Annotated in this window: 15 protein-coding genes; 6 read left to right on the forward strand and 9 right to left on the reverse strand. The window is 70.9% G+C overall.

The window, feature by feature from the left end; all coding sequences use genetic code 11:
* Position 1: 1 nt before the first annotated feature.
* On the reverse strand, positions 2–646 hold the full coding sequence (locus QEZ54_RS15910; protein ID WP_281305430.1) for a response regulator transcription factor: 645 nt from the start codon (positions 644–646) through the stop codon (positions 2–4).
* A 37-nt stretch (positions 647–683) separates the two neighbouring features.
* Entirely contained in the window at positions 684–1,787 is a 1,104-nt protein-coding gene (locus QEZ54_RS15915) for a DUF5931 domain-containing protein (protein ID WP_281305368.1), read from the reverse strand.
* A 179-nt stretch (positions 1,788–1,966) separates the two neighbouring features.
* On the opposite strand from QEZ54_RS15915, the gene QEZ54_RS15920 reads away from it, so the two are divergent.
* The gene (locus QEZ54_RS15920; RefSeq protein ID WP_281305369.1) at positions 1,967–2,464 is read left to right on the forward strand and encodes a hypothetical protein; all 498 of its coding nucleotides are present in this window, start codon (positions 1,967–1,969) and stop codon (positions 2,462–2,464) included.
* Between the two features lie 216 nt (positions 2,465–2,680).
* Positions 2,681–3,778, forward strand: coding sequence for a phospho-N-acetylmuramoyl-pentapeptide-transferase (gene mraY, locus QEZ54_RS15925; protein WP_281305370.1), 1,098 nt, complete (start codon positions 2,681–2,683; stop codon positions 3,776–3,778).
* A 91-nt stretch (positions 3,779–3,869) separates the two neighbouring features.
* On the opposite strand, the gene QEZ54_RS15930 is transcribed toward mraY, so the two are convergent.
* From QEZ54_RS15930 to QEZ54_RS15940, 3 genes are all read right to left on the reverse strand, one after another.
* On the reverse strand, positions 3,870–7,973 hold the full coding sequence (locus QEZ54_RS15930; protein ID WP_281305371.1) for a HEAT repeat domain-containing protein: 4,104 nt from the start codon (positions 7,971–7,973) through the stop codon (positions 3,870–3,872).
* The gene (locus QEZ54_RS15935; RefSeq protein WP_281305372.1) at positions 7,963–8,289 is read right to left on the reverse strand and encodes a CU044_2847 family protein; all 327 of its coding nucleotides are present in this window, start codon (positions 8,287–8,289) and stop codon (positions 7,963–7,965) included. Before QEZ54_RS15935 ends, QEZ54_RS15930 begins: the two co-directional genes overlap by 11 nt.
* Before the next feature lie 281 nt (positions 8,290–8,570).
* Positions 8,571–9,623 carry a hypothetical protein gene (locus QEZ54_RS15940; protein ID WP_281305373.1) on the reverse strand — a complete coding sequence of 351 codons (1,053 nt, stop codon included), beginning with the start codon at positions 9,621–9,623 and terminating at the stop codon, positions 8,571–8,573.
* 76 nt (positions 9,624–9,699) lie between these two features.
* On the opposite strand from QEZ54_RS15940, the gene QEZ54_RS15945 reads away from it, so the two are divergent.
* Complete coding sequence (locus QEZ54_RS15945; protein WP_281305374.1) at positions 9,700–10,344, forward strand: hypothetical protein; 645 nt, start codon at positions 9,700–9,702, stop codon at positions 10,342–10,344.
* A gap of 63 nt (positions 10,345–10,407) precedes the next feature.
* A complete protein-coding gene (locus QEZ54_RS15950) occupies positions 10,408–11,064 on the forward strand; it encodes a 50S ribosomal protein L11 methyltransferase (protein ID WP_281305375.1) in 657 nt (218 codons plus the stop codon).
* A 7-nt stretch (positions 11,065–11,071) separates the two neighbouring features.
* On the opposite strand, the gene QEZ54_RS15955 is transcribed toward QEZ54_RS15950, so the two are convergent.
* Entirely contained in the window at positions 11,072–11,659 is a 588-nt protein-coding gene (locus QEZ54_RS15955; protein ID WP_281305376.1) for a glycine zipper family protein, read from the reverse strand.
* A 58-nt stretch (positions 11,660–11,717) separates the two neighbouring features.
* Positions 11,718–12,338: an SGNH/GDSL hydrolase family protein gene (locus QEZ54_RS15960; RefSeq protein WP_281305377.1), complete on the reverse strand. Its 621-nt coding sequence runs from the start codon at positions 12,336–12,338 to the stop codon at positions 11,718–11,720.
* Between the two features lie 46 nt (positions 12,339–12,384).
* On the opposite strand from QEZ54_RS15960, the gene QEZ54_RS15965 reads away from it, so the two are divergent.
* Entirely contained in the window at positions 12,385–12,966 is a 582-nt protein-coding gene (locus QEZ54_RS15965) for a TIGR03086 family metal-binding protein (RefSeq protein ID WP_281305378.1), read from the forward strand.
* 112 nt (positions 12,967–13,078) lie between these two features.
* Here the strand turns inward: QEZ54_RS15965 and QEZ54_RS15970 are convergent, their stop codons facing one another.
* Positions 13,079–13,432: a VOC family protein gene (locus QEZ54_RS15970; protein ID WP_281305379.1), complete on the reverse strand. Its 354-nt coding sequence runs from the start codon at positions 13,430–13,432 to the stop codon at positions 13,079–13,081.
* 55 nt (positions 13,433–13,487) lie between these two features.
* Complete coding sequence (locus tag QEZ54_RS15975; protein WP_281305380.1) at positions 13,488–13,742, reverse strand: DUF6343 family protein; 255 nt, start codon at positions 13,740–13,742, stop codon at positions 13,488–13,490.
* A 37-nt stretch (positions 13,743–13,779) separates the two neighbouring features.
* Here QEZ54_RS15975 and QEZ54_RS15980 point away from each other — a divergent pair, with 37 nt between their 5' ends.
* Positions 13,780–14,631 carry an SDR family oxidoreductase gene (locus QEZ54_RS15980; RefSeq protein ID WP_281305381.1) on the forward strand — a complete coding sequence of 284 codons (852 nt, stop codon included), beginning with the start codon at positions 13,780–13,782 and terminating at the stop codon, positions 14,629–14,631.
* The last annotated feature ends 36 nt before the right edge of the window (positions 14,632–14,667 follow it).

A 14,667-nucleotide genomic window follows, 5' to 3' on the forward strand; every position in this document is an offset into this window, starting at 1 on the left:
GCTACTCAGGCGCGTCTGAGTCGTCCAACCCGCGCTCGATCGCGTAGCGGACCAGCTCGATGCGGTTGTGCAGCTGCAACTTGCCCAGCGTGTTCTGCACGTGGTTCTGCACCGTACGGTGCGAAAGGGTCAGCCGCTCGGCGATCTGGCGGTAGGACAGTCCCTTCGCGACCAGCCGCAGCACCTCGGTCTCGCGGTCGGTCAGGCGCGGGGCGTCCAGGTCGGCGGCCGGGGCCGCGGCCAGCCGCCGGTACTCCCCCAGCACCAGCCCGGCCAGCCCGGCGGTGAACACCGCGTCGCCGTCGGCGGTGCGGCGCACCGCCTCCAGGAACTCCTCCCGCGCCGCCGACTTGAGCAGGTAGCCGGTGGCCCCGGCCTTCACCGCGTCGAGCACGTCCTGCTGCTCGCCGCTGGCCGACAGCACCAGCACCCGCACCTCGGGCAGCGCGCCGACCAGGCCCCGGATCACCTCGACCCCGGACAGGTCGGGCAGCTGGAGGTCGAGCACGACCACGTCGGGGCGCACCGACCCGCACACCCGCACCGCCTGGGCGCCCTCGCCCACCGCCGCCACCACGGCGTACCCGGCCTCGGTCAGGTCGCGGGCCACACCCTCGCGCCACATCGGATGATCGTCGACCACCATCACGTCCACCACGCCGAGCAGCCTACGGCCACGGCCGTCAGCCCGTGGGCACCCGCAGCTCCACCTCGGTGCCCTCACCGGGGCTGCTGGTGATGGCGACGGTGCCGCCGAGGTCGCGGACCCGGCCCCGGATCGACTGGGCCACCCCGAGCCGCCCGGCGTCGGCGGCCTCGGCCAGGCGGCCCGGGGCGATGCCGGGGCCGTCGTCGCGCACCGACACCGTGACCAGGTCGGGCTCGTGCTCGACCAGCACCCACGCCTGGGCCCGCGGGCCGGCGTGCACGGCCACGTTGTCCAGGGCGCTGCCGACGGCCGCGGCGATCTCCTCGGCGGTCGCGGCGGGCAGCAGCACCGGCGTGGCCGGCGAGGCCACGGTGACCCTGGCCCCGGCGTACCGGCCGAGCAGGACGCGCAGGTCGGCGCTGCCCTCGGCGGGCGGGTCGGCGCGTACGCCCACCAGCGCCCGCAGCGTGGCCTCCTGCTCGCCCGCCAGGCGCCCCAGCTCGGCCGCCTCGCCGCCGATCTCGGCCCCGCGCCGCTGCACCAGCGCCAGCACCTGCAGCACCGAGTCGTGGATGCCGCGCGCCAGCCGCTCCCGCTCCTTGGTGGCCGCCTCCAGCTCGGTGGCGCGCTGGAGCCGCTCCTCGGCGTCGCCGGTCAGCCGGGACACGTACCCCATGATCGAACCGGCGAGCAGGAGCAGCACGGTGCCGTTGACGGTGGCCGAGGTGACGCCCTGCCGCAGCAGCAGGTCCACCGTGCCGACCAGGAGCGCCGCGACGGTGCCCCGGCGGCGGCCGCCGGAGATCGCCCAGACCAGCACCACCCCGGCGACCCAGGCCATGGGCAGGGTGGCGCTGCCGGTGTGCAGCCGCTGCGGGGCCACCACCAGCTCGGAGGCGGCCAGGCAGGCGATGGTGATGGCCATGTCGGCGGCGAGCATGGGCCAGCGCCGCCGCGCGGGATCGGCGTACGCGGCGCCGGTGACCACCGTCCACACCGCCATCAGCGCCAGCACCGCCCAGCCGAGCCACGGCCGCAGGAAGTCCTGGTAGCTGTTGACCATCAGGATCGCGGCGTAGGCGAGGGCGGCGACGCGGAACACGGCCACCGCCCGCCACAGCGGCGTGAGCAGGCTCATCGCGCTCCTTCCGTGGGTTGCGGCACCACCGCTACGCCATCCTAGGCAGCTAGCCCTGTAGCTCGGCTGTAGCGGATCTGGAGTGGTGCGTCTAGTGGCATATGCGAATGAGTGATAGAAATCGGCGGTCGCTGCGCAGCGCCTAGAAGTTACCCCCCGAACTTCACAGGGAGACCCCCATGCTCCGTATCGTCCGCCGCGGGATGACCGTCCTCGGCGCCGCCACCGTAGCCGCCGTGCTCGCGTTCGCCAGCCCGGCGCACGCGGCCACCTTCCTCACCCATGCCCAGGCCGCCTCGCAGCTCAGCGCCGCCGGGATCACCTGGTCGTCCAGCGGCAACTGCTCCAACCGCAACAACTCGACCTGCACCTCGTTCGAGCAGGTGCGGCAGGTCACCATCAGCGGCATCAAGACGCTGAAGTCGTCCAGCGGCTGCGCCATCAACATCACCGCGGGCACCGAGACCGGCCACGCTGGCGGCACCTACAGCCACTGGAACGGCTACAAGCTCGACATCAGCAAGTACACCTGCATCGGGAACTACATCAAGAACAACTTCACCTACGTCGGGTACATCTCCGGCTGGGGCTACCAGTGGAAGTCCGGTGCGGGCAACCTCTACACCGACGAGGGCAACCACTGGGACATCACGTACTACAACTGCGGCGGCTGCTGACCTCCGCGCCCGCACTCCATACGGGCCGCGCCGCACCGCGGCCCGGGAGGCTGCACTTTCGGGGAAACTGCACGAATCCGCACTCGGATTCCGGCAGTTTCCCCGAAAGTGCACGTCCGATCGCACGGGGCGGACGGGGCGGACAGGGCGGGTCGGCGTCCGTAGTATGGGCGGCTCAGCGATCTTGTCCTGTCGCCGTCGGAAGGTACCCCGCCGATGATCTCCTCCGTCGTCGCGGCCGCCGTCGCGTTCGTGTTCGCTCTCCTCTGCACGCCGCTGGCGATCCGCGGCCTGGTCCGGTTGCGGGCAGGCCAGCCGATCCGCGACGAGAACCCGGCCGCGCACCAGGTCAAACGGGGCACCCCGACGATGGGCGGGCTGGTCTTCGTCGCCGGGACCGTGCTGGCCTACATGGTCGGCCACGTGGTGATGAGCGCGCTGCCGACGGCGCAGATCGTGCCGCCGGGCCCGACGATGACCGGGTTCGTCCTGCTCGGGCTGATGGTGTTCTGCGGCGGCATCGGGTTCGTCGACGACTTCCTGAAGGTCACCAAGAAGAACACGGCCGGGCTGAGCGGGCGCTGGAAGCTGGCGCTGCAGCTGCTGATCGGCACCGGCTTCGGCGTGGTGGCGCTGGGCTTCCCGAGTACGGCCGGGTGGTCGGTGTCCGGCACGCGGCTGTCGTTCGTCCGCGAGATCAGCTGGCTGAACGTCGGCCAGGTCGGGGCCGTGGTCGTCTTCATCGCGGTCGTCATGGCGTCCACGAACGCCGTCAACCTGACCGACGGGCTCGACGGGCTCGCCACCGGCACCTCGATCATCGTGCTGACCGCGTACGGGCTGATCTCGTTCTGGCAGTACCGGCACTGGTGCGCCGACCCGGCGGCGCAGGCGGCGCTCTGCTACGAGGCGCGCGATCCGCTGGAGACGGCGCTGGTCGCCGGGGCCGCCGCCGGGGCCCTGCTGGGCTTCCTGTGGTGGAACACGTCACCGGCGCGGATCATCATGGGCGACACCGGGTCCATGGCGCTGGGCGGGCTGCTCGCCGGGGAGGCGGTGGCCACCCGGACCGTGCTGCTGCTGCCGGTGCTGGCCGCGCTGTTCGTGGTCGTCACGATGTCGCGGATCATCCAGTACACGTCCTTCGAGACGACCGGCAAGCGGGTGTTCCGGATGTCGCCGCTGCACCACCACTTCGAGATGGTGGGCTGGACCGAGGTCACCATCGTCACCCGGTTCTGGATCATCGCGGGCGGCGGCGTCGCCGCCGGCCTGGCCGTCTTCTACGCCGACCACCTCAGCCGCCTGCCCTGACGAACCCTGAGAACCGCCGGTAAGCCGCCATGACCTCGAGGCCGACGAAATCCAGACTCGCCGGCCTCCCGAAACCTCGCGGTCGACCTGGCTACCTCCAGGCGACCGCCGACTCCTCGAGCTCACGCATCAGAGACTCCGGTATGTCCATGGCGTTGAACCGCAGGCGGGACGGGCCTCGCAAGGCGCTCATGGCCCACAGCGCACAGGTACGCCCGAGCGCGTCGGCCTTGCGGGCATAGCGCGCCAACGCGCCCACGTCGGCGGGCTTGCCGACAAGACCAAGACCGATCGCCGCCAGATGCGACTGATCGCCGCGGACCGCGAGAGCGCGGTTGAACGCGGCCTTGGCGGCGTAAGTATCACGCTGTGCGAGCCACCGTAATGCGAACTCTCGTGACGCCGGGGAAGTCGGCTTGTCAGCCAGCTGGACGATCACCGCCTCGACCATCTTCGTCAGATCACCCCGGCCGAGGTCCACGTCGAACGAGCGGCGGAGTCCGTCCGAACCTGGGAAGACGGAGGATGCTATCCGATCGCGCTCCCGGCTGAGCTTCCGGCCCGGACGGGGAGCGGCAAGAGACAAGGTGGCCCGGTCGGAAGGGGTCCGTCTGGCCATGGTCTGCACCATCGTCTCCAACTGCTCAGCCAGCTCCAGCTGCAGTCGGACGGGCTTCGCGTCCAGCAGGTCGACCAGTCGACGCGCCGATCGACCGCCGCCCATGAGGATTGCGATCGCCCCCTTGACGATGGTGTCCTCAGCTCCGGCGAGGCCGCGTTCTGCCAGATGGTCCACCATGGCGGCCAGGTCCTTCTCTCCCGACTGGTAGATGGCGGCGAACGTCGCCACCACGAAGTCGGTATCTTTTTCCCGCAATGCTTCCAGCGCGTACGCCGCGATCTCCGAGAGCGGGAGCGATGAGAACCGGTTGACAGCCTCCGCTGCTCTCTCGATGTCGTAGAGTGCGACGGTGCCCGCGATCCGCTGCGCGCCCATCCTGGTTCGGTAAGCCCCCACCAGCGCCGACATCGCGGCGCTCGCTTCGTCTCGTAATGGGCCGTCGATGTCAGCATGCCGTCTCAGAGCCGGCCATGCCCGGATGTCACCGATGAGGCCGGTCAGCGAGACCAGCTTGCGCGCCGGATCGACTGAAGACGAGTCGATGGCGGCGAGTAGCACTTCAAGACGGTCCTGGTCAAACCTGCCAAACCGTGTGTACAGGCCGATCCGGGACAGGGCGGCTAAGTCCGCGTCGTCGGAACCTACCCGCTGGAGAAGCTCGGCGAAGCCCTCGGCCGAGAAGGCCAGATTCATCGCCGCCAGGACCCTTTGCATCTCAGACGGACTCTCGTCGAGCATCTCCAGAAGTGCGATTCGGCCGGCTTCACCGCACCGCTCGAAAGCTTTCATCGCGCGGTTCCAGCAGTTCCAGTAAGCAGCGCCCGCATTGCTCGTCGGAAGGATCCGCAGCACTTCTCGGATGGCAGGAACGGTGTCGGCGGTGCCGATGGCACCGAGCGCCTCCAGGATTGCCTCCAGTTCCGCTTCCGACACATCGGGGACGCGTTTGAGCAGCTCAGGGATTGCTCTTGAGCCGATCCGCCCCAGAGCATCCCTGGCCGTCTCTCGGACGATCTGTTCGGGGTCGAAGATGCGGCTGACGATTACGTCCAGGGCGCCTGCGCCCTCCATCCTCGCCAGACCCAAGACGAGCGACGCCTTCTGTATGCCCTCCAGTTTCTCGGCGAGCAGCTCGCGATAGAGCCGCCCGGCTTCGGCGATCTCGTCCGGCTCCGACATCTCGGCGGCTACCGCGAACGCGAGTGCCGCCCTGTTCCGCGCGGCCAAGAGCCGTAGGTAGCTACGCCTGGCCTCGGCGTTTCCCCTCGTCAGCACCCCGAGTGCCAGAGTCGCGATGGCCGAGTTGGAGGAGTTCCTGTCGTCCCGCTCGCTGACAGTGGTCAGTTCCTCTACCGCCACCAGCCCGTCATGTTCTTTCCAAGCCGCCGCTGCGGCAACGATGAGGGCCTGGTTCTCGCCGTTCAGTTCTTCGCGGAGCACCGCGTAGGTGGCAGGATCCCGCAGTTTGCCCAGCGTCTGGATCGCCGCAGCCCGAACCTGTTCATTCTGGTTGTCCGCATTCGCCAGCAGCAGCAGGTCGTCGCGGACGCTTGCGCCGCCGATCCGTCCCAGCACGAGTACGGCCTCGAGCAGATCATCGTGTCCGCCGCGTTCGAGGACCTTCAGCGCGGCCGGATGCGCAAAGTGATCACGCAGCAGAGCGTGGCGGAAGGTGAACCGGACCCGTGACATCACCGGATAGTTCGACGACGTGATCAACTGCATCGCCGTCGCAAGACCGATCACCTCAGCGGTCTTCTCACCGGCGGCGCCCCACAGCGCGCCCTTGTCCAGCACCCAGTCGCCGCTCGGGTCGTCCACCTGCACCGAACGGATGAGCGCGAGACCGAGGTAGGCGTAGAACTCCTCGATCGTGCAGGTGCCGGTCCAGGACGGTCGCTCCACCTCCCATTGGAAACGGGTCGCGACGTACATGCGGAAGACCTCGTGCGCCACTTCGGATGGGCCGGTCGTGCTGCCGAGGGACGACACGTCCAGCGCGCCGACGCTGGACGGATCCAGCATGAACGCGCTGGCGAGCAGCGCCAGCAGCAGGGGCGTCGCGGCCAGGGAACGGAATGCCTCATCGGCATCGAACGCCGCCACCAGCGCAGGCAGGTCGCGTACGTACTCCTTGACCTGCTCCGGCCGTAGTCCATCGAGTGTTGCCGCGCCGAGGAAGGGAAGCGGGAAGCCGACGGTCTCCGCGATGATCCGGTACTCGGCCCTGCGGCAGCTAGCGATGATTCGGCAGTCGTCAGCCTTCGACAGCTCCCGCAGCAGGCTGGTGCAGCCGCTTCTGGCCTCCTCCGTTCCGACTGCGGCGGCCGACGACGGCTGCTCCAGCTCGTCCAGACCATCGATGAACAGGATGCCGTTGCCGTTGCCGAGGACGTTGTCGATCTCGGTGACGTCGACCCGGCAGACCCGGGCGATCCAGGCCGCCAGGGTGGTGTCCGTCCCATGCCGCCACAACCGGGCCGGGACGTACAGTGGAACCGGCGCCGAGGGGTCGCCGAGCCGCTTCTTCGCCGCCTCCCGCGCGGTCAGCAGCAGACTCACCGTCTTACCCGAGCCGGGTTCGCCCAGCAGCAACATGCGCCACCGGTAAGACTCGAGCGCGTCCGCGAAAGTGCTGAACCTCTTCAGCTCCGGCGCGCCGAAGGCCACGGAGTTCACGTTGATGGAGAAGATCGGGGGCTTCCACTCGGAGAAGACCTCGAGCGGCTGCGGCAGCGCCTGAGGGCTAGCCGTGCTGCTGATGGCGATCGGCTCCACGCCGGGTAGCAGGCCGCGCAGCAGGTAGCTGTCGGCGAACATGATGAGCGAGCGGCAGTAGTGGTCGAAGGGGTCCTGCGTCGGCCGGGCGACCCGGATCATCTCAGGTCGCCAGCCGCCGGCGATCAGTTGCGTGTCGCTCAGGGATCGCAGCCAACGTGCGTTCGAGGACGCGTTGGCGGCCTGCCATCGGGCGATCTCCGGCAGGCGGTCGAGGATGGCTTCGGTCGGCAGCGCCCGGCCGCCGTCGTCGCGCCGGGCTATCTGGATCATGCCGCAGACCGCGCCCGTACGAAGGTTCATCAGCGGGCTGCCGCTGACGCCTTCGCTGACCCTCGTCTCCTTGAACTTGAGCAGTTCGGTGTCGCTGCCCACCCCAGACATGCCCTCGATGCTGCCGAAGAACGAGTCCCCCTGCTGGTATCGGCTCGGATAGCCGTACGAGTACACCTCGTCGCCGAACGTCGCACCGACGCCGAGGCAGGCCCAGCGCCCCGGCGGTGGCGGCGTGGCCGCCTCGATGCAGAGCAGGTCCGGAAATCGCGAGGCGGGATCGTCTATGAGGTCCCGGACCACGCCGACACTCTCGTAGCCACCGCCGACAATGGTGACCGACTGCCCCACCCGGGCCGCCTTCGGCAGCAGGTGTGCGCAGCTCAGCAGCAGGCGGTCGGTGACGAAGAACCCCGTCGCCACCGCGTCCGCGGCGTGCAGCCGCACGGTCGAGGCGATGAGTTGGGCCGCTATCGCATCCCTGTCAGCCGGCGACCCGGCTGCCCGGCTTTCAGGCGTCACGCTCCCACTCCAGGGTGAGTTTGACGCTGGATGCCGCCGACCCGTTGACGATGAGAGCGGTGAGCTCACCCGACTCCATGGCGAACTCGATGCCGATCTCCAGGGTCGCCCGCTTCGGCTGGATCTCCGCCAGGGTCTCGAACAGCTGCTTGCCGACCTCGCGGATGCCGGTGAGCGCCGACGAGATGGCCTTCGGCACGGATGCTATCCGGACTTCGTCGTCCAGCACCCTGGCCTCCACGAACGCGACCGTCCCGCTCTCGTCGAGCAGGACAGGCACCACCGCTCGCCGCACTGGTTCCTCGTCTTCGATCATCGCCGGCTCTCCCCTATCTGGACGGTCGTCCCGACAGTCAGCCTCGCGGATGACACAGGCATGTGCAACGAGACCTGCTGATCATCCTCGGCGCGACTCCCACATCCAGCCAATCGACCGACATCCGACCATCCGACAGGACCATCACCGCCGCCGCCGACCGACCGCGCGGCATCACACCCCAGCAGTTGGGCGGGCGCACCGATCGCAAGCGTGCAGTTTCGGAGATTGTGCTGGAATCGTGGGTCGGATCCGTGCATTTTCCCCGAAACTGCAGGAATCTACCGGGCGCTGGCGGGCGGGGCGGCGGGCTCGTCGGGGAGGAGGAAGACCTGCTTGTTCTCGGCGACGAAGAGGACCTGGTGGGAGTCGGGCAGGTAGCTGCCGCCCTCGACCGCCGCGGCCTTGCCGTTCTGCTCCGGGAACGTGCCGACGTAGCGCGGGGTGCGCTTCATGGCGTCGCGCAGCAGGTCGTCGCCCTCCAGGTCCGGGTCGGTCTCGTAGACCCAGTAGATCGCGTGGCTGGCCAGTACCAGGCGGGTGCGGTCGTCGGACAGGGTGCTCACCGAGATGCGGTTGACCGTCGACGCGAACTGCCCGACGGGCTCCAGTTCGGCGTCGTCGCCGCTGTGGTCCGGCAGCTCGACGCGGTACAGCGGGGAGCGGGGGCCCTTGGCGAAGATGTAGAGGTCGCCGTCGAGCCAGAGCATGGCCTCGGCGTTGCGGGTGCGGCACCCCTGCGCCGGGTCGGGGAACGCCACCGGGTACTTGGCGGTCACCACGAACGGGTCGTCGGTGTCCGGGTCCGGCTCCAGCGTCTTGAACAGGTGCTGCTTGGCCTTGCAGTCGTTCGCGCCGATGTCGCCAATCCACAGGTTGTCGTCGTCGTCGACGACGATGTCCTCCCAGTCGCCGTTCGCGGCGCTGAAGACCCCGGCGAACGGGAAGTTCTCGCCCCGGCGTACCGGCCTGGAGTGGCCGTCGTCGCCGACCTTGATCGCCCACAGCGCGGCCCGGGGGCGCTGCACGGTCGCGCCGCCGCCGTCGCGCAGCCAGTAGAAGACGCCCGGGTAGCGGCGGCTGGCGGCCAGGCCCGACGCCTCGCTGGCGGGCAGGGCGACGTCGCCGATGGCCACGCTCTGCCCGAGCAGGGCGGGCGCGAACGGATGCGCGGCGACCTCGGGCCGCGGCGGCGGGGGCACCGGGCCGTCGCCCGTGCCGGACGGGCCGACCACCGCTGCGGCGACGGTGGCGGGCAGGGTGGGCCGGAGGTGCATCATTGCCGTCGCGGCGGAGGCCAGCAGGGCCGCGGCGATGATCCGCTTTCGGGTCATACCCTGCTAACGCGCCAGCCGAAGATCCGATCCTGTCCCCGGCAACCGGCGCGCCGCCGAGCGCGTCTTGTCTGCCATGACACGCATTCACATCCGTGCCCGCCGGATCCGCCCCGGCCTGCCCGCCGCGGCTGCCGGACTGGCCCTGATCGCACTGCTGGCAGGCTGCGCCGGGCAGGAGAAGGACGCAGCGGAGGCGGCCGCGCCGCCGCAGTTCCCGGCGGCGCGGACGGCGGGCTGCGACACCGACCGGCCGCTGCCGTCGCCGATCGAGACGGCCGGCACCATCATGTACGGCTCCGACGCCGAGCTCGACAGCGTGCTCGGGGTGGTGCAGCGCGAGGCCGAGGGCGGCCGGTTCGCCGACGTGTACGGCGGCATCGAGGTGGTGCCGGAGAAGGGCGAGGCGATCATCTACCGCGTCCCCTCGGCCGACTTCGACGCGTACGTGCGCTCGGTGGCCGGGCAGGAGTGCATCCACCTGCGCGACGCCGCGTTCAGCCAGGCGGCGCTGCTCAAGCTGACCAACCGGATCAGCGACGACAACAAGTACTGGCGCGGCCAGGGCATCGAGATCAACGTGACCGGCCCGCTGCCCGACTCGTCCGGCGTGCGGGTAGGCGTGACCAAGGTCGACCCGAAGGTGCAGCAGAGGCTGGTCGAGCGCTACGGCGCGCAGATCCCGATCACCGTGGTGCAGGAGGGGCCGGCCAGCTGGTGAGCGTGGGCAGTCTCACCGGGGGCTGCGCGGGCGCCGGGCGGGTGCACCCGGCACACTTCCTGGGTGACCGCCGCTGACTTCGTCCGTGAGTACGCCGTACTGGCGCCCGTGCCGTTCATCCCCGAGGTGCGCCTGCACCAGGCCGCCGACGCGATCGGGCTGTGGGAGCTGACCGAGGGCGAGTACCGCAGCGAGCAGCCGCCGCCGTTCTGGGCCTTCGCCTGGGCCGGCGGCCAGGCGCTGAGCCGCTACCTGCTCGACCACCCCGAGACGGTGGCCGGGCGCCGGGTGCTGGACCTCGCGTCGGGCTCGGGCCTGGTCGCGGTCTGCGCGGCGCGGGCCGGGGCGGCGTCGGTGCGCGCGGTCGACATCGACCCGCTGTCGACCGCGGCCACCGAGGTGAACGCGCAGGCCAACGGCCTGACCGTGGTCGCCGAGCGGGCCGACATCCTCGACGGCGACGCCGGGGACGCCGAGGTGGTGCTGGCCGGGGACGTGTTCTACAGCCAGGCGATGGCCGACCGGATGACCGGCTTCCTGCGCCGGGCGGTGAAGACCGGTGCCCGGGTGCTGGTCGGCGACCCGGACCGGGCGTTCCTGCCCCGCCGCATGTTCGACGAGGTCGCGTCGTACCAGGTGCCGGTGCCTTTCGCCCTGGAGAGCACGACGGTCAAGCACACCCGGGTCTGGGAGCTGCGGCCCCCGAAGGCCGCCGCTTAGCCGCACGCTAGCGGGCCCGGTCGCGCCGGTACGCCCAGGCCTCGTGCCAGACGTGCGGGTAGACCCCGTGGGTGAAGTAGCGGATCGGGCCGGTGATCGGCCAGGCGGTGTGGTCGTGGCGGCGCAGCCACAGCGGGCACACGGTGCACAGCACGTAGCCGAGGGCGATCAGGGGTAGGTAGAGCGGTCCGAGCAGGCGGCCCTGGCGCACGTGCAGGTCCTCGTGGGCCGCGTTGGCGGGGGTCAGGCCCGCGATGACGTTGCCGACCGTGGTGGCGTACCCGGGCAGCGCCTGCTCCCGGAGCACGATCCGGCCGCGGTGGCGCGAGCACGCCGGGTCGAGCCGGTGCCCGGCGACCAGGTTCAGCGCGAGGAACAGCGCCCCCGCGACGGTGTTGAGCAGGCTCCAGGTGTGGTCGACCGCGAACAGCGCCAGCCCCCGGCCGGTGCCCGGGTACGCGTCCAGCCGCCGCACCGCCCAGGCGTAAGGCAGCGCGACCGCCGCCGCGGCCAGCGCCGCGGTGACCGCGCCGGGCAGGCCGAGCCGGGCGCCGACCAGTGCCGCGGCACCGGTCTGCACCAGCGCCGACGTCACCGCGTACGCCCACCGAGCTATGCCCGAACGCTACCTCGGCCGCGGCCGGGCCGGCGGCTCAGCCGAGCACGGACAGGTACCGCCGGGCGATGATCGCGTGGCCGGGCAGGTTGGGGTGGATGCGGTCCGGTGCCCAGTCCTGGGACGTGGTGGTCTTGAGCGCCTCGTCGAAGGCGTCCTGGGTGCGCACGTGCAGCGCGTCGAAGTCCGCCGCCAGCCGGGCCACCACCTCGGCGTAGCGGGCGGTCAGCGCCCGCTGCGGCTCGGCCCGGTCCGGCTCGATGACGTACGGGTCGGCCAGGATCAGCCGGCAGCCGGTCGCCTCGACGGCCCTGGCCAGCAGGGCGCGCAGGGTCGTCGTGTACTCCTCGATCGGGACGGCCTCGTCGGGGCGGTCGCTGAACAGCCGCCACACGTCGTTGATGCCGATCTTCACGCTGAGCCAGTCGGGCCGCTCGGCGACTACGTCGGACTCCCAGCGCCGGGCCAGGTCGCGCACGGTGTCGCCGCTGATGCCGCGGTTGACCCAGGTCAGGCCCAGCTCCGGGTGGGCGGCCGTGACGAACGCGCGCACCAGGCTCATGTAGCCGTCGCCGTAGGGCGCGGCGTGGTCGCGGCGGCCGCAGTCGGTGATGCTGTCGCCGATGAAGACGATGCGCTGTCCCTGCCGGAAAATCACCGGTTCATCTTAGGCGGGAGCGATACTTGCTGCGGAGGTGGACGGAATGGACCTGCTGAGCGCGTACCGCACCAGCCTGGACGGCTTCACCCGGCGCGTGGGCGAGGTCGGCCCCGAATCGTGGGCCGCACCGACGCCCTGTCCCGACTGGAACGTCAACGAGCTGGTCAACCACCTCGTCGGCGAGGACCGCTGGACCCCGCCGATGTTCGGCGGCGCCACCATCGCCGACGTCGGCGACCGGTTCGAAGGGGACCTGCTCGGCGACGATCCGCACACCGCCGCCGTGGACGCGGCGTGGGAGGCCCGGCAGGCGGTCGAGGCGCCCGGGGCGCTGGACCGCACCGTGTTCCTGTCCTTCGGCGAGACCCCGGCCGCCGAGTACCTGCACCAGCTCACCGCCGACCACCTGGTGCACACCTGGGACCTGGCCGCCGCCGCGGGACTGGACCGGCGGCTGGACCCCGACGCCGTCGCCTTCGTCGCGGCCTGGTTCGGCGACCGCGAGCAGCAGTACCGGCGCGCGGGGGTGATCGGCCCGGCGGTGGCCGTACCCGCCGACGCCGGTCCGCAGGACCGCCTCATCGCCGCCTTCGGCCGCGACCCCGCCTGGACCCCGCCCGCCTGACCGCGCTCGTCGCGCGGGTCGCGCGGGTTCGCATGGGTTTTGGGTGCAGTTTCGGGGAAAGTGCAGGAAAGCAGGCCTGGATTCCTGCACTTTCCCCGAAACTGCACGACCGTCAGGACGCGTCGTACGCGGTGGTGTGGGTGGGTTTGTAGACGCCGAGGGTCGCGCCGCCGGGCAGGCGCACGACCGCCTCAGTGCCCCAGTCGCGCCTGGCGGGCGCCACGATGATCTCCAGGCCGCGTTCGCTCCAGGAGGCGACGGTCGACTCCACGTCGTCGACGGTCAGGTACAGCTCGCAGCGGGTGTGCTCGGCGGCCGGATGGAAGGCGATCTCGGCGGGCGGCGCCTTGAAGATGAGCCAGCCCTCCCCCGTGTCCACATGCGGCAGGCCCAGCACGTCGCGGAAGAACGCCCGGTCGGCGTCGGCGTTCGTGCTGTATATCAGGGCGTGCATTCCCTTGATCATCTCTTGATTCTAAGACGGACTGCTGTCTGACCAGGGGCGATCGCGGGGTCGCGACTCATTCGAACAGGGAGTGCGGGGCGTGGTGGTCGGCGCGGGCGCGTTCGCGGCGGCGGCGTGTGATGACGATCAGGTCCACGATCGTGAGCAGGCAGAGCCCCACCGCGAGCCACCCCAGCGGGGCCACGCCGAAGGCGAACGAGATCACCGCGAGCACCGCGGCGAAGACCAGGCCGAAGCCCGCCAGCGCCAGGCGCAGGTTCAGCGCGCTGTACGGATGATCGTGGGAGCCGTCCGGCTTCTGGCGTGTCATCACGGGCCTCTCCTCCATACTAGGCCGGGAGGTGTCGATGACCGAGGTGCCGCAGCCGCTCATCGCCGTCACCGGCGCCACCGGCAGGCTCGGCGGGCGGGTCGCCCGGCGGCTGGCCGAGGCCGGGGCGCGGCAGCGCCTCGTGGTCCGCCAGCCCGACCGCGCGCCGGTGCTGCCCGGGTGCGACATCGCCCGCGCCGCGTACCACGACGGCGCGGCGGTGGCCGAGGCGCTGGCCGGGGTCGACACCGTGTTCATGGTGTCGGGGGCCGAGTCGGCCCGGCGGGTCGAGGAGCACCGGACCTTCATCGACGCCGCGGTCGCCGCCGGGGTACGGCGGCTCGTCTACACCTCGTTCTACGGCGCCGCCCCCGACGCGACGTTCACGCTGGCCCGCGACCACTGGCACACCGAGGAGCACCTCAAGGCCAGCGGCCTGGCCTGGACCGTCCTGCGCGACAACCTGTACCTGGACGTGCTGCCGCTGTTCGCCGACGACGAGGGCGTGCTCCGGGGCCCGGCCGGGCAGGGGCGGGTCGCGGCGGTGGCGATCGACGACATCGCCGACGTGGCCACCGCGGTGCTGCGCGAACCCGGCCGGCACGACGGGCAGACCTACGACCTCACCGGGCCGCAGGCGCTGACGCTGACCCAGGTCGCCGAGATCGTCACGCTGGTGACCGGGCGGCAGCTGCGCTACCACCCCGAGACCGAGGCCGAGGCGTACGCCTCCCGCGCGCGCTACCAGGCACCCGACTGGCAGGTCGAGGCGTGGGTCAGCACGTACCTGGCGATCGGATCGGGGGAGCTGGCCACGCCGACCGACGCGGTACGGCGGCTGACCGGCGTGGACCCGCTCACCCTGGAGGACCTGCTGCGGCTGGGCTGACCGTGCCCGGCCGGGGCACGGCCGGGCACGGTACGC

Origin of the sequence: Catellatospora sp. KI3, from assembly GCF_029948125.1 — a bacterium.
Lineage (GTDB): Bacteria > Actinomycetota > Actinomycetes > Mycobacteriales > Micromonosporaceae > Catellatospora.